We start from the raw sequence: 23,073 nt of genomic DNA on the forward strand, positions 1-23,073 counted from the left end.
CATTGCTCACAACGGACCAGCCTAAGGCGAGGTAGGGACCGGGCTGGGCACGGCCCAGCCACCGGTGCGCATCCGCAGCAGCAGCGCGACGAAGCGCACCACCATGAACATCGTCAGCCCGGCCCACACCCCGCTCAGGCCGAGCTGGAGGTAGTAGGCGAGCCAGGTCAGCGGCAGGAAGCCCGCCACCGCGGCGATGACGGTCAGGTTGCGCAGGTAGGCGACGTCGCCCGCGCCGATGAGGACCCCGTCGAGGGCGAACACCAGCCCGCCCAGTGGGAGCAGCACCAGGAACCACGGCCAGATCAGCGCGGTCTGCTCCCATACCGCGGGATCGTCGACGAACAGCGCGGGCAGCACCGCCACACCCGCGCCGAGCACGACGGCGAACGCGACCCCGCACCAAGTGCCGAGCCACGCGATCCGGCGCGCGGTGCGCTTGGCCGCGGGCGCGTCCCCCGCGCCCAGCTCCGCGCCGACCAGCGATTGTGCGGCGATCGCCACCGAGTCCAGCACCAGCGCGCTGAAGAACCACAGCTGGAGGGCGATCTGATGGGCGGCCAGCGCGGCCGCGCCGAACCGGGCCGCCACCGCCGCCGCCGACAGGAAGCAGGCCTGGAACGCCGCGCCCCGCACGATCAGGTTGCCGTTGACCGACAACTGGCGGCGCAGCACGTGCCAGTGCGGCGCGAGCGGCACCCGCTCCACGACCAGCGCCCTCAGGAACAACCCGCCGGAGGCGGCCTGCGCGACCACGTTCGCCCAGGCCGAGCCGACCATGCCCCAGCCCAGCCCGTACACCAGCAGCGGGCACAGCACGGCCGAGGCGAGGTTCGCGCCGAGCACGTAACGCAGCGGGCGGCGGGTGTCCTGCACCCCGCGCATCCAGCCGTTGCCGGCCATCGCCAGCAGGATGAACGGCGCGCCCAGGCAGGCGACCCGCAGCCACAGCTCGGCCTGCGCGGCGACCTCGGCGGACTCGGGGCCGTTGCCGGACAGCGCCCGGGTCAGCGGCCCGGCGAACAACTGCGCCGCGACGACCAGGAACAGTCCGGCGAGCACGGCCAGCCAGGACGCCTGCACGCCCTCCTGCACGGCCCCGGCCCGGTCACCCGCTCCGAAGCGGCGCGCGGCCCGGCCCGTGGTCCCGTACGCCAGCACGTTGCCGAGCCAGACGGCCAGCCCGAGCACGGTGCCCGCCATGCCGAGCGCGGCCAGCGGCACCCGGCCCAGGTGGCCCACCACGGCGGTGTCGACGAGCACGTAGAGGGGTTCGGCGGCCAGCACCACCAGCGCGGGCAGCGCGAGCGCCGCGATCCGGCGGTAGTCGGTCGCGGATTGCTGTCGCACAGCGGTCACGGTACTGCCGCTGCGGGCTCCAGGCCCGGATCGGTGACCGGATCGACAGCCGGCCCGGGGGCGGCCAGGTAGTCCCTGCGTCGGCGGGCGAGTTCGGCGGGCGCGCCGATCGCGGTCCGGTCCTCGGGCACGGCGGCGTAGTGCCGCAGCAGGTGGACGAGGAACGCCGGGTCGACGTCGAGCGGGTGGAGCGGGGCGCGTACGGTCCCCAGCCCTCGCCCGGGCACGTCGACGGCGAGCGACAGCTCGTCAGCCAGCCCTGAACTGGTCACCCGCACCCCGGAGAGCTGGGCCCACGGTACGCGCCGCGTGCGGAAGCGACGGACGAGCACGGCACCGGGGGTGAGCACGACCCGTGCCGGGCGCAGTCCCATCAGCACAGCGAGCAGTAGCGCCCCGAATTCCGCGCCGTGTGCGCCCACGCCCCACGCGTAACCGGCGATCGCCAGCAGGTAGGCCGGGGCCGCGAGGCTCCGTGGCGAAGCGGCGGTCACGAAGCCCGCCGGGGACAGCGGGGCCAGCACCGGTGCGCGGCGCAGCCGCCACAGCGGCCGCACGGCGAGGTGATGGCCGAGAGCGGTGGCCAGGATCACCGCGCCGGACAGCAGTTGTCCGATCCAGACGTTGTCCGGCAGGCCCGCCACGACGGCAGCGGCCGGTAGGCCCACACCTCCGGCGACCCAGGCCGCGATACGCAGCCGGCGGGTCTGCAGTGCCAGGTCGGCGAGAAGTTCGTCGATGGCGGGGGCCGCCGGCACGGCTGTCGAGGACATCACGACAGCGTAGACGCAGCGATCACCCCACCGGGTCCCCGTTTCCTGCGGGGTGGACTACTGCCGGGTGTCCATGGAGGTCTGCAGGGCGCGGCGAGCCTGCTCGCGCTCGCGCTCTTCCTCGGTGGGCTGCGGCTGGGGCTTCTTCGACGTGGGCATGGCACGGTCCTTCCAGAACAACAACGGGTCAACTTCGTCGCGCGGTCGCGTCGGGGACGCGCCGTGCTCGTCTAGTCCGCCGCCGCTCTCGGGATCGCCGAGCTGTATCGCCGGTGTGACTGCCGCGGAGCCGCAGGTCGTTGTGGACCACAGGCGGCGCCGCTAGAGGCAAAACTATCGTTCAGGTCCACATCCTGCACAGCTGTTCCCACATCACGGAACGTCAAGCACCTGACACCCCTGCTGAACGTCGCCTTAACGCACGACCAGTCGGATATGTCCGTTTGCCGATCCATCACACCCCACTCGCCCGCACTCCCCGCGCCGCAACTCTTAAAGAGTCGCGGCTTCCAGGGGACCGAAAGCGGGCAACTCTTTAAGAGTTGCGGCGCGGGGCGGCGGCGGGGCGCGCGGGGAGGCGGGGGCGGGCGGAGGGGCGGGTCAGCGGGCGAGGAAGTGCCAGCCGAGCCAGAACCAGAAGCTGAGCAGGGCGAGGCGGCCGACCGGGATGCCGCCGACGTCGTAGCGCATGACCAGGGCGGATACGTCACCGATGGTCGGGATGCGGGAGTCGGGGCGGCGGGCGGCCCACTCGACGGCAAGCACCGCCAGCGCGGCGAGCACGAACCCGGCGATGGCGAGGAAACGGGTCAGGCTCATCGGCGCACCAGCCCCCAGAAACCGGCGAGCCAGGCGAAGTACGCCATGGACCGCAGCAGGTAGCCGTCGAGCAGCGGGTCGGCCAGCAGGGACAGTGTGGGGTAGTCGTGCGTGGAGCCCATGGCGAAGGTGACGATCTCGACGATCGCGAACACGCCCACCGGCACCAGCCACCAGGCCACCCCGGGCAGCAGCGCCACCGGCGCGGCCCGGCGCGGTAGGCGCGAGGACAGGCCCGCCAGCATCAGCCCGCCACCCAGCGCCAGCACGTACAGGTTCGCGGCCAGCGAGAACGAGGGAAGCAACCCGCCGATCAGCGCGAACGGGACGAACACCGGCAGCATGACCTGTGCCCGCGCCCAGGGCGACACCGGCTCGACGGTGAGCTCAGGACGCTGTTCCATGACCTGATTGTGCTCCGTTGACCGGTCTTCCGGGAGATCTTTCCGCCCGGAAGCCGGTCTCGGTGATCAGCTCTGCGCCGCCAGGCGCTCGCGTACCGCGTCGATGATCTCTTCGGCGGTGCCGTGGCCGGTGAAGCCGGCGGCCAGCCGATGCCCGCCGCCGCCCATGGCGACCGCGATCCGGCTCACGTCCGCGCCGCCCTTGCTGCGCATGGAGACCGCCCACTCGGTGGGCGCGACCTGCTTGAGCAGCAGCGCGACGTCGGCCTCGGCCACACAGCGCACCGAGTCGATGAGCGCCTCCAGCACGTACGGCGGCTGGTCGTGCTTGGCCAGGTCGGCCAGCGTCGCCACGGCGTACACCAGCCCGCGCCCGCCCGCCGACGCCGGCTCCAGCTGCGCCCGGCCCATCACCTCGCCGAACAGGCGCACCGCGCCGAACGGGCGGCTGTCGAAGATGCGACGCGAGATGGCCCCGACGTCGATGCCCGTCGCCACCAGCCGTGCCGCGAGTTCGTGCACCTCCGGGGTGGTCAGGTCGAACTTGAACGAGCCGGTGTCGGTGACCAGGGCGATGTACAGGCACTCGGCCATGTCCCGGTCCAGCGGCACGTCCAGGCGGCGCAGCAGCTCCGCGGCGACCACCGAGGTCGCGGCGGCGAACGGGTCGACCAGCGACACCTTGCCGAAGCCGGTGTTGGAGGCGTGGTGGTCCAGCACCAGGCTGACCGTCGCGGTCTCCAGCCGGTCCACCAGCGCGCCCAGCCGCGACTCGCTGGCCGCGTCGAAGGTCACCAGCAGGTCCGGGGCCGGGTCGGCCGCGGACTCGGGGATCAGCAGGTCCATCGCCGGCATGTGCAGCGGCTCCGGCACCGTGAGCGGGCCGGGGAAGGTGCACTGCAGCGAGGTCACGCCGAGCCGGCGCAGCCCCTGGGCGAAGCCCAGCATGCTGCCCAGCGCGTCACCGTCGGGGTTGACGTGGCACACCAGCAGGACCCGGGCCCCCGGCCGCAGGCCGGAACGCACCGCGTCGACCGCGGCGGCCCAGTCCTGCTCGGTCGGGCGGCCCGTGGTCCCGGCGGCCGGCGTGGTCGCCTTCACCGCTGAGCTGCCGCGCGCAGCGCCGGCTCGTCCTCGTCATCGTCGTCCGACGAGCCCTCGTCGTCGTCTTCCTCGACCTTGTACGGCTGCGCCTCACCGGCGTACGCCGCGCCCGCCGCCAGCTGCTGCACCTGCTCGTCGCGCTGCTTCGCCTCGGCGAGCAGGTCGTCGATGTGCTTCACGTGCTCCTGCACGTCGTCGGAGACGAACGCCAGCGACGGCGAGTGGCGCAGGCCCAGCGCCCGGCCCACCACGCCGCGCAGCATGCCCTTCGCGCTCTCCAGCGCGGCGGCGGTGCCGGCCTGCTCCTCGGCGTCGCCGAGCACGGTGTAGAAGACGGTCGCCTCGCGCAGGTCGGCGGTGATCCGCGCGTCGGTGATCGTGATCATCCCCAGCCTGGGGTCCTTGATCTGGGTACGAACCGCCGATGCGACGAGCTCTCGCACTCGCTCCGCATGCTTGCGAACCTTGGCCGGATCAGCCATCACGTCACCTCCGCGACCGACGACCACGGCGCGCCCGCGCCGACTCACGCCGGCCGCGGTGACGAGCCAGGGTCGAAACCAACACCATGACACTACCCGCCGGGCCCGACCCTCATTCGTGGGAGCGGAGCCCGTACGCCTACCCAGCCCCAGGGGCTGTGATCACGAATACACTCTGTGTTCGGCCGCCGACCGCACCCGCCAGGAGCGGAAGTCCGCGCAGCGGACGAGCGACCGGCGGGTAAGGGAGGCTTCCGAGGCCGAACGCCGCGCCCGCGAAGGCGGGCGCCATTTAATCGTCGTCGCCGTACCAGCGGCGTTTGACCGAGAGGACCTCGACCTCCGGGCGGCCCACCACCAGGCGCTCGCAGTTGTCGAGGACCTCGTTGACGTGGGCCGGGTCGGCGGCGACCACGGCCACGCCGATCTCGGCGCGGCCGTGCAGCTCCATGGCCCCGACCTCGGCGACGGCCACCTCGTACTTCTTCAGCGCCGCGATGATCGGACGGATGTACGACCGCTTCTCCTTCAGCGACCGGGAGTCCCCGGGCAGGAGCAGGTCGAAAACGGATGTTCCGGTATGCACGAGCGATGACAGTACGCCAGGTCACACCTTGCGGGCCACCAGAATGTCCCGGGTGATGGCCTGGTCGACGCGGTGTTCGAAGCCCTCGTAGTCGACGGCCTCCAGGCCGTGCTCCTCCAGCAGGTCCAGCGCGTCCTCGCGCGGGGCCACGTGGGTGTTCCAGGAGATGCCCAGCGCGCCGCCGGGGCGCAGCAGGGACGACCAGCCCGGCAGCGCCTCCTCCAGCAACTCCTGCGGGCCGCGGGACAGGCCCTTGGCGCTGCGGCTGCCGTGGACCACGCCGTACGGCAAGTCGGCCGCGATCACGTCGACCGAGTTGCCCTTCAGCAGCGCCCGCGACTGGATCGTGTCCGCCTCGAACAGCGACAGGTGCTGCGGGTGCTCCCGCACGTCGCCGATGCGGGCGTCGAACCGGCGGCCGAGCCGCTTGCCCTCGCGGCGCAGCGGCGTCATGTCGGTGGTGTGCTTGATCCGCTTGTTCTTGAGCCAGGTCTTCAGGAACGCGCTGTACGCCTCGACGTCCTTGCCGTCGAGCTCGATGCCGACCGCGTCCCAGCCGTACATCAGCGCCTGGTTGAGCGTGGTGCCCCGCCCGGCGACCGGGTCGAGCACGGTGAACCGCTTGGTGAGCAGCTGGTCGGCCCAGGACGTGGCCAGCACGGTGACGTTGAGCAACAGCTTGGTGAAGTGCTCGTTGGTCTTGCCGGCGTACTTCTGGATGGTGATCAGGTCGTCGTCGAAGCGGTCCAGCGACGGCTCGCCCAGCGGCCGCAGCAGCCCGCCCTCGACCATCTCGAACAGGGCGTACGCCGACGACAGGTTCGCCAGCACCCGCAGCTCGTCCGCCCCGAGCGCACCGTCCTCGACCTCGAACGTCAGGTACGGACGCCCCGCGAACTCGACGACCTCGGCCGGCTCGATCCGCCCGCCCAGCGCCCGCTCGGAGAACACCGCCAGCTCGGCCGCCATCAACTCCGGCGCCGACTGCGTGTAGACCCGGTTCGCCGACGGCGCCACCAGAAGCCCGTACCTAGCCACCTGTGCCAACTCCCTCCGCCGCCTTCTCAACGACGATCAAGCCTGAACTGTTGTCCGTTCACCGCCGGACACGGAGCGGGGCGGGACTCCGGTGCTGTTTCGCACCGGGCCCCGCCCCGCGTCACGGGATCACACCCGCGGCTTCTCGCGCATCTCGTAGGTCTCGATGATGTCGCCCACCTGCAGGTTGTTGTAGCCACCCAGGGTCAGACCACACTCGAAGCCCTCGCGGACCTCGGTCGCGTCGTCCTTGAACCGCTTGAGCGAGCTGATCGAGGCGGTCTCCGCCACGACCGCGCCGTCGCGGACGACCCGCGCCTTGGCGTTGCGGCGGATGAGACCCGACCGGACGATGCAACCGGCGATGAGACCCACCTTGGACGAACGGAAGACCTCGCGGACCTCCGCCGAGCCCAAGGCGTGCTCCTCGTACTCCGGCTTGAGCATGCCCTTGAGGGCCGCCTCGATCTCCTCGATGGCCTGGTAGATGACCGTGTAGTAACGGATCTCCACGCCGTTGCGCTCGGCCAGGTCGCGTGCCTGGTCCATCGGCCGCACGTTGAAGCCGATGATGATCGCGGTCGAGTTCGCCGAGGCCGACGCCAGGTTGACATCGTTCTCCGTGATCGCACCGACGCCGCGGTGGATGATCCGAAGCTGGATCTCCTCCGGGATCGGCAGCGCGACCAGCGCGTCCTCCAGTGCCTCCACGGAACCGGAGACGTCGCCCTTGATGATGAGGTCGAGCGAGGTGCGCTCGCCCTCCTTGATCTTCTCGAGCAGGTTCTCCAGGGAGACCCGGCCGCGCAGGCTCGCCTGCTCGGCCGCCCGCTTGCGGGCCTGGCGCTGCTCGGCGATCTGGCGAACGGTCCGGTCGTCGTCGGCGGCCAGGAAGGTGTCACCCGCACCCGGCACCGCGGTCAGACCGAGCACCATGACCGGACGGGCGGGGCCCGCCTCGGCCAGCGGGTGGCCGTTCTCGTCGAGCATCGCCCGGACGCGACCGTAGGCGTTGCCCGCCACGATCGAGTCGCCGACGTTCAGGGTGCCCTTCTGCACCAGGACCGTCGCGACCGGGCCGCGGCCCTTGTCGAGCCGGGCCTCGATGGCCAGACCCTGGGCGTGCCCGTCGATCGGAGCCAGCAGCTCCAGCGACGCGTCCGCGGTCAGCAGCACCGCCTCCAGGAGGCCGTCGATGTTGAGACGGCTCTTGGCGGAGATGTCGACGAACATGGTCTCGCCGCCGTACTCCTCGGCGACCAGGCCGTACTCGGTCAGCTGCTGACGCACCTTGCCCGGGTTGGCCTCCGGCTTGTCGACCTTGTTCACCGCGACCACGATCGGCACGTCAGCCGCCTTGGCGTGGTTGAGCGCCTCGATCGTCTGCGGCATGACGCCGTCGTCGGCCGCCACGACCAGCACGACGATGTCGGTGGCCTGGGCGCCACGGGCACGCATGGCGGTGAACGCCTCGTGACCCGGGGTGTCGATGAACGTGATCGCCCGGTCTTCACCCTCGTGCTGAACGTGCACCTGGTACGCGCCGATGTGCTGGGTGATGCCGCCGGCCTCGCCCTCGACCACGTTCGCCGACCGGATCGCGTCCAGCAGCTTGGTCTTACCGTGGTCGACGTGACCCATGACGGTCACCACCGGCGGCCGGCTGACCAGGCGCTCCTCGTCGATGTCGGCGTCGAGGTCGATGTTGAAGCGCGCGAGCAGCTCGCGGTCCTCGTCCTCGGGGCTGACGATCTGCACCTCGAAGCCGAGGTGCTCGCCGAGCAGCATCAGCGTCTCGTCCGTGCACGACTGCGTCGCCGTGACCATCTCGCCCAGGTTGAACATCTCCTGGACGAGCGAGCCCGGGTTGGCGTTGATGCGCTCGGCGAAGTCCGACAGCGACGCGCCGCGCGGCAGCCGGAGCTGCTGCCCCTGGCCACGCGGTGCGCCCGAGCTCATCGTGGGCGCGGACAGGTTGTCGAACTCTTGACGCCGCTGCTTCTTGGACTTGCGGCCGCGCGACTTGCCGCCGCCACGACCGAACGCACCGGCAGCGCCGCCACCACGGCCGCGACCGCCGGCACCGCCACCCGGACGGCCTGCGCCACCCGCCGGCGGGCCACCGGTGCCACCACCGGGACCGCCGCGGTAACCGCCGCCGCCACCGGGCGCACCGCCACCGGGACGGAAGCCCGTGCCGGCGCCACCGCCGCCACCGGGACCGCCACGGAAGCCGCCACCGCCGCCGCCACCGGGGCCGCCGCGGAAGCCGCCGCCACCGGGACCGCCGGGACGGCCTGCGCCGCCACCGGGACCGCCGGGACGACCCGCGCCGCCGCCCGGACGAGCCGGACGCTGGCTGGGCATCGACGCCGGGTTCGGCCGCGGCGGCATGGAGGCCGGGCTGGGCCGCGGCGGCATCGAGGCCGGGTTGGGACGCGGCATACCGGCCGGGGACGGACGCGACGGAGCGCCGCCACCCTGCGAGATGCCGAACGGGTTGTTGCCACCGCTGCGCGGCGGACGACCGGCGCCGGGAGCGGCCGGACGGCCCTCACGGCTGCCGCCGTCGGGGCGCGGACCGCTCGGACGGCCGTCGCGGCCGCCCTCGGGACGCGGGCCACCGGGACGCCCGTCGCGGCGCTCGCCACCGGGCACGCCGGGACGGCCGGCCGGAGCCGCCGGACGGCCTGCGCCGGCCGCGCTGGAGCCGGGACGGGGCGGCATGAAGCTGGGCTTCGGGCCGTCGCCGCGAGGCTGGTCCTCACGCTGCTTGGCAGCCTGCTGGGCCGCCCGGACGGAGGCCTCCTGCTCGGCCTTGAGCGCCGAAGCGCGGGCCTCGGCTGCGGCGACCTCGATGTCATGGGCGCTGGCCGGCTTCGTCACCGGGGTCGGCGGGACCATGGAGGTCGGTGCCTTCGGCTTCATGGGTGCCGAGGGCTTCTTGGGGGGCGCCGGCCTAGCCGTCACCCGTGGTTCGTTCGCGGTCGCCGCCGTGGTCGCCGCTGCCGCGGGCGCCGACGGCGCGCTCGGGGCGCTGGGCGCTCCCGAGCCGGCCGCGAAGGCGTCCTTCAGCCGACGGGCGACGGGAGCCTCTACGGTGCTCGACGCGGACTTGACGAACTCGCCCATCTCCTTGAGTTTGGCGAGAACGTTCTTGCTCTCGACGCCGAGCTCCTTAGCAAGCTCGTGTACGCGGGCCTTGCCTGCCACTGCACTCCTCACTCCGAGGTCGCACGGGCAGTGACCCGCTACGACCTCACTTGTGCACTTGAAGCCTGATCATTTTTGCGACTTCATCGTGTGCCCATGCCGGTAGTCCTACCTTGCTTGATCCTCAGACGGGGCTGATGAGGCCGCCGCCTACGGTGGTCCGCCACCCCGTGATGGTCTGGCGGTGATCCTTCGGATCGGTTCGTGATCCGGCGGACCGGTCACGGTCCGTGGATCGCCTCGGCCAGCTCCCCGGTGTCGATGACCCCGGTGATCCGCAGCGCGCGCCCGAAGGCACGACGTCGCAGCGCCAGTTCGAGACAGGCCGTTGTCGGGTGCACGTGGGCACCACGGCCAGTCGATCTGCGTCGCGGGTCGGGTCGGAGACTGAACTGGTCAGCTCCCGACGCCACCGCCACGACGCGGAGCAGTTCGGTAGCGGACGCCCGCTGCCTGCATCCGACGCACGTGCGCACCGGAGGCGGCACAAGCGTGACTGATGAGGCCGCCACAAGCGGTGCGGGCCGCGAGCGTCGTACCACCTGATGAGTCTACCCCTACGCGGAGACGGGAGTGCCGCCCGGCTCCGTCTCGTGATCGGCCGCGGGACGCGGTCCGCGCGGCTGCGCCGACCCGGAGTCGGCCGCGTCGGAGCGGATGTCGATGCGCCAACCGGTCAGACGGGCAGCCAACCTGGCATTCTGCCCTTCCCGGCCGATCGCCAGTGAGAGCTGGTAGTCGGGCACCGTGACGCGCGCCGCACGCGTTGCGAGATCCACCACTTCGACCTTGAGGGCCTTGGCCGGGGAGAGCGCGTTGCCCACGAACTCCGCCGGGTCGTCCGACCAGTCGATGATGTCGATCTTCTCGCCGTGCAGTTCACTCATCACCGCGCGCACGCGCTGGCCCATCGGGCCGATGCAGGCGCCCTTCGGGTTGACCCCGGGCACGGTGGACCGTACCGCGATCTTGGTGCGGTGACCGGCCTCGCGGGCGATCGCGGCGATCTCGACGGTGCCGTCGGCGATCTCCGGAACCTCCAGCGCGAACAGCTTCTTCACCAGCGCCGGGTGCGAGCGCGACAGCGTCACCTGCGGGCCGCGGAAGCTCTTGGCCACGTGCACCACCACGCAGCGGATGCGCTGGCCGTGCGGATAGGTCTCCCCCGGCACCTGCTCCGACTGCGGCAGCACGGCCTCGACCTTGCCCAGGTCGACCGAGACGATGCCCTTCTCGGTACGCGTCTCGTGCGCCTGGATCACGCCGGTGACCAGGTCGCCGTCGCGGTTGACGTACTCGCCGAAGTGCACCTCGTCGGTGGCCTCGCGCAGGCGCTGCAGGATGACCTGCTTGGCCGTCATCGCCGCGATCCGGCCGAAGTCGTGCGGGGTGTCGTCCCACTCCCGCAGCAGCTCGCCCTCGCCGCCGTACTCCTGCGCGTACACCACGGCCGCACCGGACTGGCGGTTGATCTCCACGCGCGCATGCGACTGCGCGCCCTCGGTGTGCCGGTACGCGGTGAGCAGCGCAGACTCGATGGCCTGCAGGATGGTCTCCTCGGAGATCTCCTTGTCGCGTGCCAGCGCCCGGAGCGCCGCAAGATCGATGTTCACCGCTCTTCCCCCTCGTCGTCCCGCTCGTCGTCGTCGAGCTCCTCGTCGTCGGACGAGTCGTCGTCGAACTCCGCGAGCTCCTCATCGGAGATCTCGTTCATGCGCTTGAACTCGACCTGGACGCGCCCCGGGCCCAGCGCGTCGAAGTTCAGCGCGTGCTCCTTGCCGTCCACGTCGAGGGTGATCCCGTCGGCGTCGGCGTCGACGACCCGGCCGGTCAGCGACTTCTCCCCCGCCTTCACCTTCACCAGGCGGCCCACGTTGCGGGCCCAGTGCCGGGGCAGGGTCAGTGGCCGGTCGACTCCGGGCGAGGAGACCTCCAACTGGTACTCGCCCATGATCAGATCTGTGCCGGACTCCTCGGCCTCGTCCAGCGCCCGCGACACCGCGCGGGACACGTCGGCGATGGCGTCCAGACCCACCCCGCCGTCGCCGTCGATGACCACCTGGACCAGGTGCCGCCGGCCGATCTGCTTGACCGACAGCTCCTCCAGGTCGTAGCCGGTGCCGGACACCACGGGGTCGATCACGGCCTGCAACCGGGCGCGGCGCGCCGCCAGTTCGGCCGGAGAGGTCCTGGCAGGAGCCGGTGCCGCCGTCCGGGCAGGCGCCTTGCCCGCCGGTCGGCCTGAGGCACGGCCACGCTGAGCCATCTGGGGCACCCCTCTCGGTGATTCATCGACTGCGCAGAGCGTAACCCGCGCACATGCGGCAACGACCAGCGGCGCGCTGCGGTCGCCGCGTGCGGCGTCCGACACGTGATCACGGAGTGGCAGCGGCGGCTGGCTTAAGGAAGACTGGCGCGGTGCGTACGCGGGGAAATGATCATAGCTGGTCGGCGGGTTTCCGACCGAATCGACGGCGGCTGCTGCGGGCGAGCGCCGCGACGGCGGCGGCCGGGCTCGCCGGGGCCGCGCTGGCCGGCTGCGACCCGCTCGACCCGGGCCCGGACACCCCGCCCGCGCCGGACGCCCTGACCGGCCTGCTGGCAGGCACCTATGCCCTGGTGGCGGCCTATGACGCCGCGCTCTCTGCGGACACCACCCTCACCACGCTGCTCACGCCGCTGCGCGAGACGCACCGCGTCCACGCCGCCGCCCTGGACGCGATCATGAGCCCGCGGCCCTCGCCCAGCTCCTTCGCCGCGCCCAGCGCCGCCCCGGTCACGGGCGACCGCAAGGCGATCCTGAAGAGCCTGCGCACGGCCGAGGTCTCCGCCGCCAAGCAGGCCGCCGAGGCATGTGTAACCACCACCACATCGCGCGCCGTCCTGGTCGGCGAGATCGCCGCCGCCCGCGCCACCCACGCCGAGGTGCTGTCATGACACTGGCCGAGCGGTTGCAGGCGGCGCTGAATGCCGAGCACAGTGCGATCTTCGCGTACGCCCGGCTCGGGGTGCAGCTCGACAAGGCGCTGCAGAAGGAGGCCCGGACCGGTGAGGAGATGCACCGGACCCGGCGGGACGCGCTGCTGGTGCAGCTCGCCGAGCTGAAGGCGAGCGCGCCGGTGGCCCAGGCGGGCTACGCGCTGCCGTTCCCGGTCACCGACAACGCCACCGCGCTGAAGCTGGCCGCCTACGTCGAGGACGGGGTGGCGGCCACCTGGCGGGCCGCGCTCGCCGACGCCGAGGGCGAGGTGCGCCGCCGGATCCTGGTCGCCTACACCGACGCCGCGGTACGCGGCACCCGCTGGCGCAAGCTCGCCGAGATCGTCCCGGCCACCGTGTCATACCCGGGCCGCAAGACCCAGTAGCAGGCGTTCCGTCCCGTCGGGGCGGACGCCTTGCCTTCGGCATACCGGGTATGCATACTCAGTAGCCATGTCCATCCGGCATGGTTTGCTCGCCCTGCTCGAACGCGGCCCCCGCTACGGCTACCAGCTGCGCGCCGAATTCGAAGACTCCACCGGCTCCACCTGGCCGCTCAACATCGGCCAGGTCTACACCACCCTCAACCGCCTCGAACGCGACGGCCTCGTGCGCGCGCTGCCGGAGAACGATGGGGGGCAGCGCCCGTACGAGATCACCGGGGAGGGCCGCACCGAGCTCGCGCTCTGGTTCGCCACCCCGATCGCCCGCGCCGACCGTCCCCGCGACGAGCTGGCCATCAAGCTCGCGCTCGCCATCACCACCCCCGGCATCGACGTGCAGGCGGTGGTGCAGACCCAGCGCAGCGCGACGATGCGCGCGCTGCAGGAGTACACCCGGCTCAAGCGCACCGACGCCGAGCTGCCCTGGCGGCTCGTGCTCGAAGCGATGATCTTCCAATCCGAGGCCGAGCTGCGCTGGCTCGACCACTGCGAGACGGCCCTGGTGCGCTACGAGAAGCCCGCCGCCGCACCGCTGCCGTCACACGACGACACCCCACGGGAGGCCCGGCAATGACCGCCGTCCTGCAACTGCGCGACGTGCACCGCACCCACGGCACCGGCGAGGCGGCCGTGCACGCCCTGGCCGGAGTGACCCTCGACGTGCTGGCCGGGGAGCTGGTGGCCGTCATGGGCCCGTCCGGCTCCGGCAAGTCGACCCTGCTCAACCTGGCCGGCGGGCTCGACGCCCCGGACACGGGCGAGGTGCTGGTCGAGGGCGTGGCCCTGTCCACGCTGCGCCGCCGGGAGCTGGCCGGGCTGCGCCGCCGCAGCGTCGGGTACGTCTTCCAGGCGCTGAACCTGCTGCCCAGCCTCACCGCCGCGGAGAACGTGGCGCTGCCGCTGGAGCTGGAGGGCGTCTCGGCCCGCAAGGCCCGCCCGCCGGCCGAGGCGGCACTGTCCGAAGTGGAGCTCGACGGGTACGCCGACCGCTTCCCCGACGAGATGTCCGGTGGCCAGCAGCAGCGCGTCGCCATCGCCCGCGCCCTGGTCGGGCAGCGCCGCCTGGTGCTGGCCGACGAGCCGACCGGCGCCCTGGACTCGGTGACCGGCGAGGCGGTGCTGCGGCTGCTGCGGGCCCGCGTCGACGCGGGGGCGGCGGCGGTCCTGGTCACCCACGAGGCCCGGCACGCCGCCTGGGCCGACCGGGTAATCTTCCTGCGCGACGGCCGGATCGTCGACGCGTCCGGCCCGCTGACCCAGCCCGAGCAGCTGCTGGAGACCGCGTCATGAGGTGGCTGCGGGGCTGGGCCCCGGCGCTGCGCATGGCGCGCCGGGAGGCGCTGCGCTCCCGTGGCCGCTCCGCACTCGTCATCGCCATGATCGGGCTGCCGATCGCGATGATGTCGTTCGTCGCGGCCGCGTACGACATGCACCGGCTGACCCCGGTCGAGGAGCTGACCCGCCAGATCGGGCAGTACGACGCCCAGGTCGAATGGATCAGCGACGGTCCGATCACGCAGGCCCCGCTCGGCGACGGGTACTCCTCCACCGGCGGGCCTCGCGAGTCGGAGCCGAGCGCGGCCGACCTGCTCGCGGTGCTTCCCGCGGGCTCGACGGTCGGCCAGATCACCGAAGGTGGAGTCGACGTGCACACCCCGGGTGGCATCGGCGGCGTCAGCGCCCGGGGCGTGGACCTGGCCTCCTCGCAACTGTCCGGCTTCGTCGAGCTGCTGGACGGCTCCCCGCCGACCCGCGACGACGAGGTCGCGCTCAACGAAGGGCTGGCCGACCGGCTCGGCGTGGGCGTCGGCGGCACCATCCGCACGGCGAGGCCCGAGTACACGTACACCGTCACCGCGATCGTCGAGTTCCCGAGTTCGCTGCATGAGACCGTCGTCTTCCGGCCGGGCGTCCTGCCCGCGTCGGTGCGCTGGGTGGTCGACACCCCCGCGCCCCTGCTCTGGGCCGACGTGCAGCAGCTCAACCAGCGCGGCATCCTCGTCAAGAGCCGCGCCGTCGCCCTAGACCCGCCCACCGTGCCGAACGACTACGTCCAGCAGGGCGGCAGTGGCCCCGAAGAGATCGCCCTCGGCGCGATCGTCGTCGTGCTGATCATGCTGGAGATCGTGCTGCTGGCCGGACCGGCCTTCGCGGTCGGCGCGCGCCGGCGCAGCCGAGACCTCGCGCTGGTCGCGGCCGCCGGCGGAACCCCGGCCCACCTGCGGCGCATCGTGCTGGCCGACGGAGTGGTGCTCGGCCTCGCCGCCGCGGTCGCCGCCGTCGCCATCGGCATCGGCACCGCGGTGCTGACCCTCCCGCTGTTCGAGCAGTACCTGGTCCGGGCCCGCGCCGGGGGCTTGCGCTTCCTCCCCGCCGCGCAGGCCGGCATCGTGCTGCTCGCGGTCGGCGCGGGGCTCGCGGCCGCGATGGTGCCCGCGTTCACCGCCGCACGGCAGAGCGTGGTCACCGTGCTCGCCGGACGCCGGGGCGTGACCCGCTCCCGCAAGCGCTGGATCACCCTCGGCCTGATCCTGGTCGCCGTGGGCGCGGCGATCGCCGTCGCCGGGGCCGGGATGGCAGGCACCACCGCCATCATGGCCGGCCTGGTGCTCGGCGAACTCGGCCTGGTGCTGCTCACCCCGTCGCTGGTCGGGCTCATCGCCCGCACCGGGCGGTGGCTGCCGCTCGCGCCGCGCATCGCGCTGCGCGACACCGCCCGCAACCGCGGCTCCGCCGCACCCGCCATCTCGGCCGTGATGGCCGCGGTCGCCGGGGCGGTCGCGATCGGGGCGTTCCTCGGCAGCGAGCAGCAGCAGGCGTACGAGAGCTACGACCCGCGGCTGCCGGTCGGCAACGTGCTGGTCCAGCAGATGGCCGAGAACAGCGCTCCCGAACCGGACGTCGCCCGGATCTCCGACGCGGTCCGCCAGGCACTGCCCGGTGCGCAACCGCACGTGCTGCAGTCGGTCGTCTGCGCCGACCGGGCCAAGGAGCACTACTGCTCGCCCCAGCTCGAGGTGCCACCGGCGCAACGCTGCCCGGCCTCCGAGGACCCGAACACCACACCGGAGGAACGGGACCGGGCCGCTCGCGAAGACCCCCGTTGCGCGTACCAGATGGGCATCGGTTCGATGCAGTTCGCGGTCGTCGACGACGTGGCCGCCCTGGCCGCGCTCAGCAGCGCGCCCTCGGCAGACCTGGCACCGGCCCGGCAGGTCCTGGCGGCGGGCGGCATCGTGGTCGCCGACCCCAAATACCTGGACGACGGCATGGTGACGGTGTTCGTGACCGATTGGAAGGACCAGCAGGAGGGCGTACGCGGCACGCCGGTGACGGTGCCCGGCGCGGCGCTGCCCAGCGGCACGCAGACGGCCGCGTTCGCGGTAACCACGCCCGCGCTGGCCGAACGGCTGGGCCTCGGCCTGCGCCGCGACACGGTGCTCGCGGCTGTCGGGCACATCCCCTCCCCGGCCGAGTCCGAGCGCCTCAGGGCCGCCGTGCACGCGGTGGCCGACAACCTCAACGTGGACATCGAGCTGGGTGCGCAGTACCGCGAGGAGCCGGTGATCTGGATCCTCGGGGTGGTGGCGGCGCTGGTCGCGCTCGGCGCGGCGGGCATCGCCACCGGCCTGGCCGCCGCGGACGGCCGCGCCGACCTGGCCACCCTGGGCGCGGTCGGGGCCGGCCCGCGGGTGCGGCGGCTGCTGTCGCTGAGCCAGTCCGGGGTCATCTCCGGGCTGGGCGCACTGCTCGGGGTGCTGGCCGGCGCGGGCACCGCAGCCGTGCTGATCTTCGCCATGAACGCGGGCGACCGCATCCGCATCGGCGACGTCCCGATGCGGATGGTCATGCCCTGGGACACCATCGCCATCGTGCTCGCCGTCCCGCTCGTGGCGATGGCTGCCGCTGGCCTGCTCACCCGCTCCCGCCTCCCCATCGAACGCCGCCTGTAAGGGCAAAGGAAGGGCACCTTCACATCGCTCCGCGTTGTGGAAGGTGCCCTTCCTCACGCCTCGTGGCGGCTGAGCCGGTCGGCCGCGCCCAGACGTGAAGACTTTTCAGTGGCGGCCGCTTGCGGCACACTGTGCCGATGCTCCCCCGCCTCGCCCGCTACCTGGGCCACCGCCGCTGGTTCGCCCGCATGGGCAGGTTCCTCGTCCCGGCCGATCGCGCCGTCGCCAAGCTGACCAAGGGCCGGGTCGTGGCACTGGGCCTGCTGCCCACGCTGATCCTGACCACCACGGGCCGCAAGTCGGGCCAGCCCCGCACCCAGCCCCTGGTGTACGTCCGCGACGGCGACAACTACGTGGTCATCGGCTCGAACTGGGGCCAGCAGGGGCACCCGGCCTGGTCGACGAACCTGCTCGCCACCCCGGACGCCGTGGTGACGCTGGGCGGCCGGGAGATCCCGGTCCGCGGGTCACTGGCCGAGGGCGACGAACGCGACCGCCTGTGGCGGATGCTGCTGACCGTCTGGCCCGCCTACCAGACCTACCAGGAACGCGCCTCGAACCGGGTGATCCGGATCTTCAGCCTCGTCCCGCGCTGAGCGTCAAGAAGGGCACCTTCTATAACGCGGAGCGTTAAGAAGGTGCCCTTGCTTTGCCCGTCAGGCGGTGTTGACGCCGATGGCGGCGCCGATGAGGTAGGTGGCGCCGGCGGCGGCCGCGCCGAGCAGGAGCTGGCGCAGGCCGGCGGACCACCAGCGGCGGCGGGTGAAGCGGGCGGTCAGCGCCCCGACGACGAACAGGCCAAGGCCGCCGATGCCCAGCGCCAGCCACAGAGACTCGCTGCCGAACAGGTAGCTGAGCAGCGGGATCAGCGCGCCGACCGAGAAGCAGACGAACGACGAGATCGCCGCCGTCCACGGGCTCGGGTTGCTGTCCGGGTCGATGCCGAGTTCCTCGCGTACGTGCATGCGCAGCGCCTCGTCGGGCTGGGCGCGCAGGTCCTCGGCGAGCTGCCGGGCCAGGTCCGGCGAGATGCCCCGGTCGATCCAGCGCTGGGCCAGCTCGGCTGCCTCGGCGGCCGGGTTGTGCCGCAGCTCGCGGCGCTCCTTGGCGACCTCGGCCTCGATCTGCTCGTTGGCGGTGCGCACGCTGGCGTACTCGCCGAGCCCCATCGAGATGGCCCCGGCGACCAGTCCGGCCACGCCGGTGAGCACGACGGTGTGCGCGCTGACCCCGGCGCCGCCCACGCCCGCGATCAGGCCGATGTTGGTGACCAGCCCGTCCATCGCGCCGAACGTCGCCGCGCGCAGCCAGCCGCCGGAGACGTCGGCGTGCTCGTGGTCGATCGGCTTGACGGCCTCGGGCCGGGGACCGCCGTCGGGCGGCACGGGCCCGGCCGCGCGTGCGCCGCTCTCGGCGGTCACGGCGGGGTCGGGCTTGTCGGGGTTCACGGCAGCGTCAGGATGTCCGCGCCGGACTCGGTGACCACCAGCGTGTGCTCGAACTGGGCGGTCCAGCGGCGGTCCTTGGTGACCACGGTCCAGGTGTCGCGCCAGGTCTCGTACGCGATGGAGCCGAGCGTGATCATGGGCTCGATGGTGAACGTCATGCCCGGCACCATGATGGTGTCGGCGTTCGGGTTGTCGTAGTGCGGCACGAACAGTCCGCTGTGGAAGGACTGGCCGATGCCGTGCCCGCCGAAGTCGCGCACCACGCCGTAGCCGAAGCGCTTGGCGTACGACTCGATGACCCGGCCGATCACGTTGATCGGGCGGCCCGGCGCGACCGCCTTGATGCCCCGCATCATCGCCTCGTGGGTGCGCTCGACCAGCAGCCGGGCCTCCTCGGCCACGTCGCCGACGCAGAAGGTCGCGTCGGTGTCGCCGTGCACCCCGTCCTTGAACGCCGTCACGTCGACGTTGATGATGTCGCCGTCCTCGATCACCGTCGAGTCCGGGATGCCGTGGCAGATGACCTCGTTCAGGCTGGTGCAGCAGGACTTGGGGAAGCCCTTGTAGCCCAGCGTCGACGGATACGCGTCGTGGTCGAGCAGGAACTCGTGCACCAGCCGGTCGATCTCGTCGGTGGTGACCCCGGGCTTGGCGTGCTCCCCCGCGAGCTGCACGGCCTGCGCCGCGATCCGCCCGGCGACCCGCATCTTCTCGATGGACTCGGCGTCCTGGGTGAGCGGACCGTCCCAGCGCTTCGGCTGCTTGCGGCCGACGTACTCGGGACGGGGGATGTGGGCGGGCACCTCCCGCCACGGGGAGAGCTTGCCTGGGGTCAGCGTCGCGCGGCCGTTCATGCCCTGAACTCTAGCGCTCGGCGAAGACGGGGGCTCCGTCGATGCTGTGCGCGTTGCGGGTCGCCCGGTAGTGCTCGCGCTGTTCGGGCGTCTTGTGGTCCCAGAACTGGACGAGCAGGTCGCGGTCGCCCTCGTACGACATCAGCGGCACGCCGTAGCCGCAGGAGTCGGACACCCGGGTGACGTCGATCACGACGATGCTGCGCAGGCCCACGTGCGGCGGGGCGGGGAACCGCGCGATCAGCTCGGCGGCGCGCGGGTCCTCGGCGAGCACCGCCTCGCCCTGCCCGTGCAGGCGGTAGATCTTGGGCGGCCCGTCGAACGCGCACACCATCAGCACGATGCGGCCGTTGTCGCGCAGGTGCGCCATGGTCTCGATGCCCGAGCCGCCGTACTCGTAGTAGGCCACCTGGTGCGGGCCGAGCACCGCGAACGAGTCGGTCAGGCCCTTGGGGGAGACGTTGACGTGGCCATCCGGGTCGGACGGCGCGGTCGCCACGAAGAAGACCCGCTGCGCCAGCAGGAAGTCACGGATCCGGTCGTCGATCAGCTCGTACACCTTGCCCATGCCGCGACGCTACCCCGCTCTCTTGCACACCGCCGCCCCGTCGCCACCTGGCGGGACGGCGTCACGCCCCGAGCGGAGCGTGACGCCGGATGAGGGTCAGACGGTCGCGAAGAACTCCGCGCGGTTGGCGCGGGCGTGCCGCACCTGGACGGCCGCGTTGACCAGTGCCAGGAACAGCGCGTTGGTCGCCATGTCCTCCGGGTGCCACTGCACGCCGACCGCGAACGGGTGATCCGGGTGCTCGACCGCCTCGATCATGTCGTCGGTCGTGCACCAGCCCGTCGGCACCAGCCGCCCCGGGTCCTTGACGGCCTGGTGGTGGTACGAGTTCACGACCGCCTCCGGCCCGTACAGCTCCCGCAGCCGCGAGCCGGTGGCGAAGTTCACGGGGTGCTCGGCGTACACCTTCGTCGGCCCGGTCGTGGAGTGCTGACCCGTGCCCGGCACGTCGGGCAGGTGCTGGTGCAGCCGCCCGCCGCCGGCCACGGTCATCACCTGCATGCCCCGGCACACGCCGAGCAGCGGCAGGCCGGTCTTCAGGGCGACGCGCACCAGCGGCAACTCGCCCGCGTCGCGCAGCGGGCTGGTGTACACCTTCGGGTGCGGCGTCTCGCCGTAGCGGGCCGGCTCCACGTCGGCCCCGCCCGCCACGATCAGGCCGTCGAGCCCGTCGAGGACCTCCACGCCGCCGTCGGGCTGCGGGGGCACCAGCACGGGCCGCCCGCCGGCCTGGGTCACCTGCTCCACATAGGCCCAGGGCACCAGCGCGGTGCGGGTGTCGTGCACGAGGAATCGGGCGGTTTCCACATAGGTGGTGATACCGATCAACGGTCTGGTCACATCGCTCACAACGGCGTCACATAGGCCCCGGTAATGCCCCCGTCCACGACGAACTGGGAGGCGGTGATGAATGAGGAGTCGTCGCTGGCGAGAAACGCTACCGCCGCGGCGATTTCGGCGGGCTCGGCGAACCGGCCCATCGGCACATGGACGAGTCGGCGAGCGGCCCGTTCCGGATCCTTCGCGAACAGCTCCATCAGCAGCGGAGTGGCGACCGGGCCGGGGCACAGCGCGTTGACGCGCACCCCCTGCCGGGCGAACTGCACGCCCAGCTCACGGCTCATCGCGAGCACCCCGCCCTTGCTGGCGGTGTAAGCGATCTGACTGGTGGCCGCGCCCATCAGGGCGACGAAGCTGGCCGTGTTGATGATCGAGCCCTTGCCCTGGGCGAGCATGTGCGGCAGGGCGTACTTGCAGCACAGGTAGACGCTGGTGGTATTGACCCGCAGCACCCGCTCCCAGGCGTCGAGCCCGGTGTCGAGGATCGAGTCGTCGTCGGGCGGGGAGATGCCCGCGTTGTTGAACGCGATGTCGACCCGGCCGCGGCGGGCCGCCACACCGTCGAACAGCTCGCGCACCTGCTCGGAGTCGGCGACGTCGCACTGTACGAACTCGCCGCCGACCTCCTCGGCGATCTTCTTGCCCGCCTCCTCGGCGAGGTCGACGGCGACGACGTACGCGCCCTCGGACGCGAACCGCCGCGCCGTGGCCGCGCCGATGCCGCTGGCCGCCCCGCTGATGACCGCCACCCGGTCCTGCAACCGCCCCATGCCCTGCCTCTGCCTGCCTTTCGCTGTCCGATGACCGGTGGCGCCCGCGACCCGTGCTTACAGCGTGCGGGATGCGGGCGGGGCACCGCTGGTTTTTCACTCGGTGGAGATGAAGACGTTCTTCGTTTCGGTGAACGCCAGTGGGGCGTCCGGCCCCAGCTCGCGGCCCAGCCCGGACTGCTTGGCCCCGCCGAACGGGGTCCAGTAGCGCACCGAGGAGTGCGAGTTGACGCTGAGCACGCCCGCCTCGACGCCCCGGGCCAGCCGCAGCGCGCGGCCCACGTCCCGGGTCCAGATGGACCCGGACAGGCCGTACTCGGTGTCGTTGGCCAGCCGCAGCGCCTCGTCCTCGCCGTCGAAGGGCAGCACGGACAGCACCGGCCCGAACACCTCCTCGCGCCAATGCCGCTCAGCGGGGTCGCGCGCCGCCAGCACCGTCGCGGGGTGCCAGAAACCGGCCCCGGCGGGCGCGTCGCCGCGCATCAGCACGTCCGCGCCGGCCACGTAACCGGCGACCCGGGCGCGCTGCTCGGCGGTGATCAGCGGGCCCATGCCGGTGGCCGGGTCCATCGGGTCGCCGCAGCGCCAGGCCGCGACGTGCGGCTCCAGCCGGGCCAGGAAATCGTCGTACACCTCGCGCTGTATGAGCAGGCGGGAGCGGGCGCAGCAGTCCTGTCCGGCGTTGTCGAACACGGCCCCGGGCAGCGCCGCGGCGGCCCTGTCCAGATCGGCGTCGGCGAACAGCAGGGTGGAGCTCTTGCCGCCGAGTTCCAGGGTCACCCGGGTCAGGTCGGCGGCGCAGGCGGCCATGATCTGGCGGCCCACCTCGACGGACCCGGTGAAGCAGATCTTGCGTACGCCCGGATGGGTCACCAGCGCGTGCCCGGTCACCTCGCCGTGGCCCGGCAGGACGGTCAGCACGCCCTCCGGCAGCCCCGCCTCCAGGGCCAGCTCAGCCAGGCGCAACGCGGTCAGCGGAGTGGCCTCGGCCGGTTTCACGATCACCGTGTTGCCCGCCGCCAGCGCTGGCGCGAAGCCCCACGCCGCGATGGGCATCGGGAAGTTCCACGGCACGATCACCCCGACCACGCCCAGCGGCTCGTGGAACGTCACGTCCACCCCGCCCGCGACCGGGATCTGCCGCCCGCACAGCCGCTCCGGCGCGCCCGCGTAGTAGTCGAGCAGGTCGCGGACGTTGCCGGCCTCCCAGCGGGCGTTGCCGACGGTGTGCCCGGCGTTGCGCACCTCCAGCAGCGCCAGCTCCTCGACGTGCGCGTCGACCACGGCCGCGAAGCGGCGCAGCAGCCGGGCCCGGTCGCCCGGGGAGACCTGCCGCCAGCTCTCGAACGCCGTCGCGGCGGCCCGCACCGCCGTGTCCACTCCGGTCGCGTCGACCGGCTCCACCGAGGTGATCAGCTCCTCGGTGACCGGGTTGATGAT

24 protein-coding genes are annotated in these 23,073 nt (G+C 72.4%); 6 read left to right on the plus strand and 18 right to left on the minus strand.

Going from position 1 to position 23,073, the window contains the following annotated elements; translation table 11 throughout:
* Positions 1–21 precede the first annotated feature (21 nt).
* From ACFQO7_RS16050 to rimP, 12 genes are all read right to left on the minus strand, one after another.
* A complete protein-coding gene (locus ACFQO7_RS16050; protein ID WP_376807074.1) occupies positions 22–1,359 on the minus strand; it encodes an MATE family efflux transporter in 1,338 nt (445 codons plus the stop codon).
* Positions 1,356–2,132 carry a hypothetical protein gene (locus ACFQO7_RS16055; RefSeq protein ID WP_376807075.1) on the minus strand — a complete coding sequence of 259 codons (777 nt, stop codon included), beginning with the start codon at positions 2,130–2,132 and terminating at the stop codon, positions 1,356–1,358. Before ACFQO7_RS16055 ends, ACFQO7_RS16050 begins: the two co-directional genes overlap by 4 nt.
* Positions 2,133–2,732: 600 nt before the next feature.
* Positions 2,733–2,951: a DUF6186 family protein gene (locus ACFQO7_RS16060; RefSeq protein ID WP_376807076.1), complete on the minus strand. Its 219-nt coding sequence runs from the start codon at positions 2,949–2,951 to the stop codon at positions 2,733–2,735.
* Entirely contained in the window at positions 2,948–3,355 is a 408-nt protein-coding gene (locus tag ACFQO7_RS16065; protein ID WP_376807077.1) for a hypothetical protein, read from the minus strand. Before ACFQO7_RS16065 ends, ACFQO7_RS16060 begins: the two co-directional genes overlap by 4 nt.
* Positions 3,356–3,421: 66 nt before the next feature.
* Complete coding sequence (locus ACFQO7_RS16070) at positions 3,422–4,456, minus strand: DHH family phosphoesterase (RefSeq protein ID WP_376807078.1); 1,035 nt, start codon at positions 4,454–4,456, stop codon at positions 3,422–3,424.
* Complete coding sequence (rbfA, locus tag ACFQO7_RS16075; protein WP_203693942.1) at positions 4,453–4,941, minus strand: 30S ribosome-binding factor RbfA; 489 nt, start codon at positions 4,939–4,941, stop codon at positions 4,453–4,455. The genes ACFQO7_RS16070 and rbfA overlap by 4 nt, the downstream gene beginning before the upstream one ends.
* A 292-nt stretch (positions 4,942–5,233) precedes the next feature.
* A complete protein-coding gene (locus ACFQO7_RS16080; protein WP_360530182.1) occupies positions 5,234–5,527 on the minus strand; it encodes a DUF503 domain-containing protein in 294 nt (97 codons plus the stop codon).
* Between the two features lie 21 nt (positions 5,528–5,548).
* Positions 5,549–6,565, minus strand: coding sequence for a TRM11 family SAM-dependent methyltransferase (locus ACFQO7_RS16085; RefSeq protein WP_376807079.1), 1,017 nt, complete (start codon positions 6,563–6,565; stop codon positions 5,549–5,551).
* Between the two features lie 129 nt (positions 6,566–6,694).
* Positions 6,695–9,778 (minus strand): translation initiation factor IF-2, encoded by a 3,084-nt coding sequence (gene infB / locus ACFQO7_RS16090; protein WP_376807080.1) that lies wholly within the window; start codon positions 9,776–9,778, stop codon positions 6,695–6,697.
* Between the two features lie 221 nt (positions 9,779–9,999).
* Positions 10,000–10,320 (minus strand): YlxR family protein, encoded by a 321-nt coding sequence (locus ACFQO7_RS16095; RefSeq protein ID WP_376807081.1) that lies wholly within the window; start codon positions 10,318–10,320, stop codon positions 10,000–10,002.
* Positions 10,321–10,335: 15 nt separating this feature from the next.
* Positions 10,336–11,391, minus strand: coding sequence for a transcription termination factor NusA (nusA, locus tag ACFQO7_RS16100; RefSeq protein WP_360540997.1), 1,056 nt, complete (start codon positions 11,389–11,391; stop codon positions 10,336–10,338).
* Positions 11,388–12,044 (minus strand): ribosome maturation factor RimP, encoded by a 657-nt coding sequence (rimP, locus tag ACFQO7_RS16105; protein ID WP_376807082.1) that lies wholly within the window; start codon positions 12,042–12,044, stop codon positions 11,388–11,390. The genes nusA and rimP overlap by 4 nt, the downstream gene beginning before the upstream one ends.
* A gap of 152 nt (positions 12,045–12,196) precedes the next feature.
* Between rimP and ACFQO7_RS16110 the strand changes: the two genes are divergently transcribed.
* The 6 genes from ACFQO7_RS16110 (at position 12,197) to ACFQO7_RS16135 (ending at position 17,749) form a co-directional block, all read left to right on the plus strand.
* Complete coding sequence (locus ACFQO7_RS16110) at positions 12,197–12,715, plus strand: hypothetical protein (protein ID WP_376807083.1); 519 nt, start codon at positions 12,197–12,199, stop codon at positions 12,713–12,715.
* Complete coding sequence (locus ACFQO7_RS16115; protein ID WP_376807084.1) at positions 12,712–13,143, plus strand: ferritin-like domain-containing protein; 432 nt, start codon at positions 12,712–12,714, stop codon at positions 13,141–13,143. The genes ACFQO7_RS16110 and ACFQO7_RS16115 overlap by 4 nt, the downstream gene beginning before the upstream one ends.
* A gap of 67 nt (positions 13,144–13,210) precedes the next feature.
* Entirely contained in the window at positions 13,211–13,774 is a 564-nt protein-coding gene (locus ACFQO7_RS16120; protein WP_376807085.1) for a PadR family transcriptional regulator, read from the plus strand.
* Positions 13,771–14,490 (plus strand): ABC transporter ATP-binding protein, encoded by a 720-nt coding sequence (locus ACFQO7_RS16125; RefSeq protein WP_376807086.1) that lies wholly within the window; start codon positions 13,771–13,773, stop codon positions 14,488–14,490. Before ACFQO7_RS16120 ends, ACFQO7_RS16125 begins: the two co-directional genes overlap by 4 nt.
* Positions 14,487–17,153, plus strand: coding sequence for an ABC transporter permease family protein (locus ACFQO7_RS16130; protein ID WP_376807087.1), 2,667 nt, complete (start codon positions 14,487–14,489; stop codon positions 17,151–17,153). Before ACFQO7_RS16125 ends, ACFQO7_RS16130 begins: the two co-directional genes overlap by 4 nt.
* Before the next feature lie 131 nt (positions 17,154–17,284).
* Positions 17,285–17,749, plus strand: a complete 465-nt coding sequence (locus ACFQO7_RS16135; protein ID WP_376807163.1) for a nitroreductase/quinone reductase family protein — start codon at positions 17,285–17,287, stop codon at positions 17,747–17,749.
* Positions 17,750–17,809: 60 nt separating this feature from the next.
* Here ACFQO7_RS16135 and ACFQO7_RS16140 read toward each other — a convergent pair whose 3' ends face one another.
* The 6 genes from ACFQO7_RS16140 to ACFQO7_RS16165 form a co-directional block, all read right to left on the minus strand.
* Positions 17,810–18,496 (minus strand): VIT1/CCC1 transporter family protein, encoded by a 687-nt coding sequence (locus tag ACFQO7_RS16140; RefSeq protein WP_376807164.1) that lies wholly within the window; start codon positions 18,494–18,496, stop codon positions 17,810–17,812.
* Positions 18,497–18,597: 101 nt separating this feature from the next.
* The gene (gene map / locus ACFQO7_RS16145) at positions 18,598–19,455 is read right to left on the minus strand and encodes a type I methionyl aminopeptidase (RefSeq protein ID WP_360540978.1); all 858 of its coding nucleotides are present in this window, start codon (positions 19,453–19,455) and stop codon (positions 18,598–18,600) included.
* A gap of 10 nt (positions 19,456–19,465) precedes the next feature.
* Complete coding sequence (locus ACFQO7_RS16150) at positions 19,466–20,023, minus strand: pyridoxamine 5'-phosphate oxidase family protein (RefSeq protein WP_360540976.1); 558 nt, start codon at positions 20,021–20,023, stop codon at positions 19,466–19,468.
* 96 nt (positions 20,024–20,119) lie between these two features.
* On the minus strand, positions 20,120–20,872 hold the full coding sequence (locus ACFQO7_RS16155; RefSeq protein WP_376807088.1) for a gamma-glutamyl-gamma-aminobutyrate hydrolase family protein: 753 nt from the start codon (positions 20,870–20,872) through the stop codon (positions 20,120–20,122).
* The gene (locus tag ACFQO7_RS16160; RefSeq protein WP_376807089.1) at positions 20,869–21,633 is read right to left on the minus strand and encodes a 3-oxoacyl-ACP reductase; all 765 of its coding nucleotides are present in this window, start codon (positions 21,631–21,633) and stop codon (positions 20,869–20,871) included. Before ACFQO7_RS16160 ends, ACFQO7_RS16155 begins: the two co-directional genes overlap by 4 nt.
* Positions 21,634–21,729: 96 nt before the next feature.
* Positions 21,730–23,073, minus strand: a complete 1,344-nt coding sequence (locus ACFQO7_RS16165) for an aldehyde dehydrogenase family protein (protein ID WP_376807165.1) — start codon at positions 23,071–23,073, stop codon at positions 21,730–21,732.

Origin of the sequence: Catellatospora aurea, assembly GCF_042663325.1 — a bacterium.
GTDB lineage: Bacteria > Actinomycetota > Actinomycetes > Mycobacteriales > Micromonosporaceae > Catellatospora > Catellatospora aurea.

Coding starts and splice junctions, on each gene's coding strand:
- ACFQO7_RS16130 (WP_376807087.1), top strand. CDS start 14,487: ATGAGGTGGCTGCGGGGCTGGGCCCCGGCGCTGCGCATGGCGCGCCGG.
- map (WP_360540978.1), bottom strand. CDS start 19,455: ATGAACGGCCGCGCGACGCTGACCCCAGGCAAGCTCTCCCCGTGGCGG.
- ACFQO7_RS16120 (WP_376807085.1), top strand. CDS start 13,211: ATGTCCATCCGGCATGGTTTGCTCGCCCTGCTCGAACGCGGCCCCCGC.
- ACFQO7_RS16065 (WP_376807077.1), bottom strand. CDS start 3,355: ATGGAACAGCGTCCTGAGCTCACCGTCGAGCCGGTGTCGCCCTGGGCG.
- ACFQO7_RS16060 (WP_376807076.1), bottom strand. CDS start 2,951: ATGAGCCTGACCCGTTTCCTCGCCATCGCCGGGTTCGTGCTCGCCGCG.
- rimP (WP_376807082.1), bottom strand. CDS start 12,044: ATGGCTCAGCGTGGCCGTGCCTCAGGCCGACCGGCGGGCAAGGCGCCT.
- ACFQO7_RS16055 (WP_376807075.1), bottom strand. CDS start 2,132: ATGTCCTCGACAGCCGTGCCGGCGGCCCCCGCCATCGACGAACTTCTC.
- ACFQO7_RS16115 (WP_376807084.1), top strand. CDS start 12,712: ATGACACTGGCCGAGCGGTTGCAGGCGGCGCTGAATGCCGAGCACAGT.
- ACFQO7_RS16150 (WP_360540976.1), bottom strand. CDS start 20,023: ATGGGCAAGGTGTACGAGCTGATCGACGACCGGATCCGTGACTTCCTG.
- ACFQO7_RS16160 (WP_376807089.1), bottom strand. CDS start 21,633: ATGGGGCGGTTGCAGGACCGGGTGGCGGTCATCAGCGGGGCGGCCAGC.
- ACFQO7_RS16125 (WP_376807086.1), top strand. CDS start 13,771: ATGACCGCCGTCCTGCAACTGCGCGACGTGCACCGCACCCACGGCACC.
- rbfA (WP_203693942.1), bottom strand. CDS start 4,941: ATGGCTGATCCGGCCAAGGTTCGCAAGCATGCGGAGCGAGTGCGAGAG.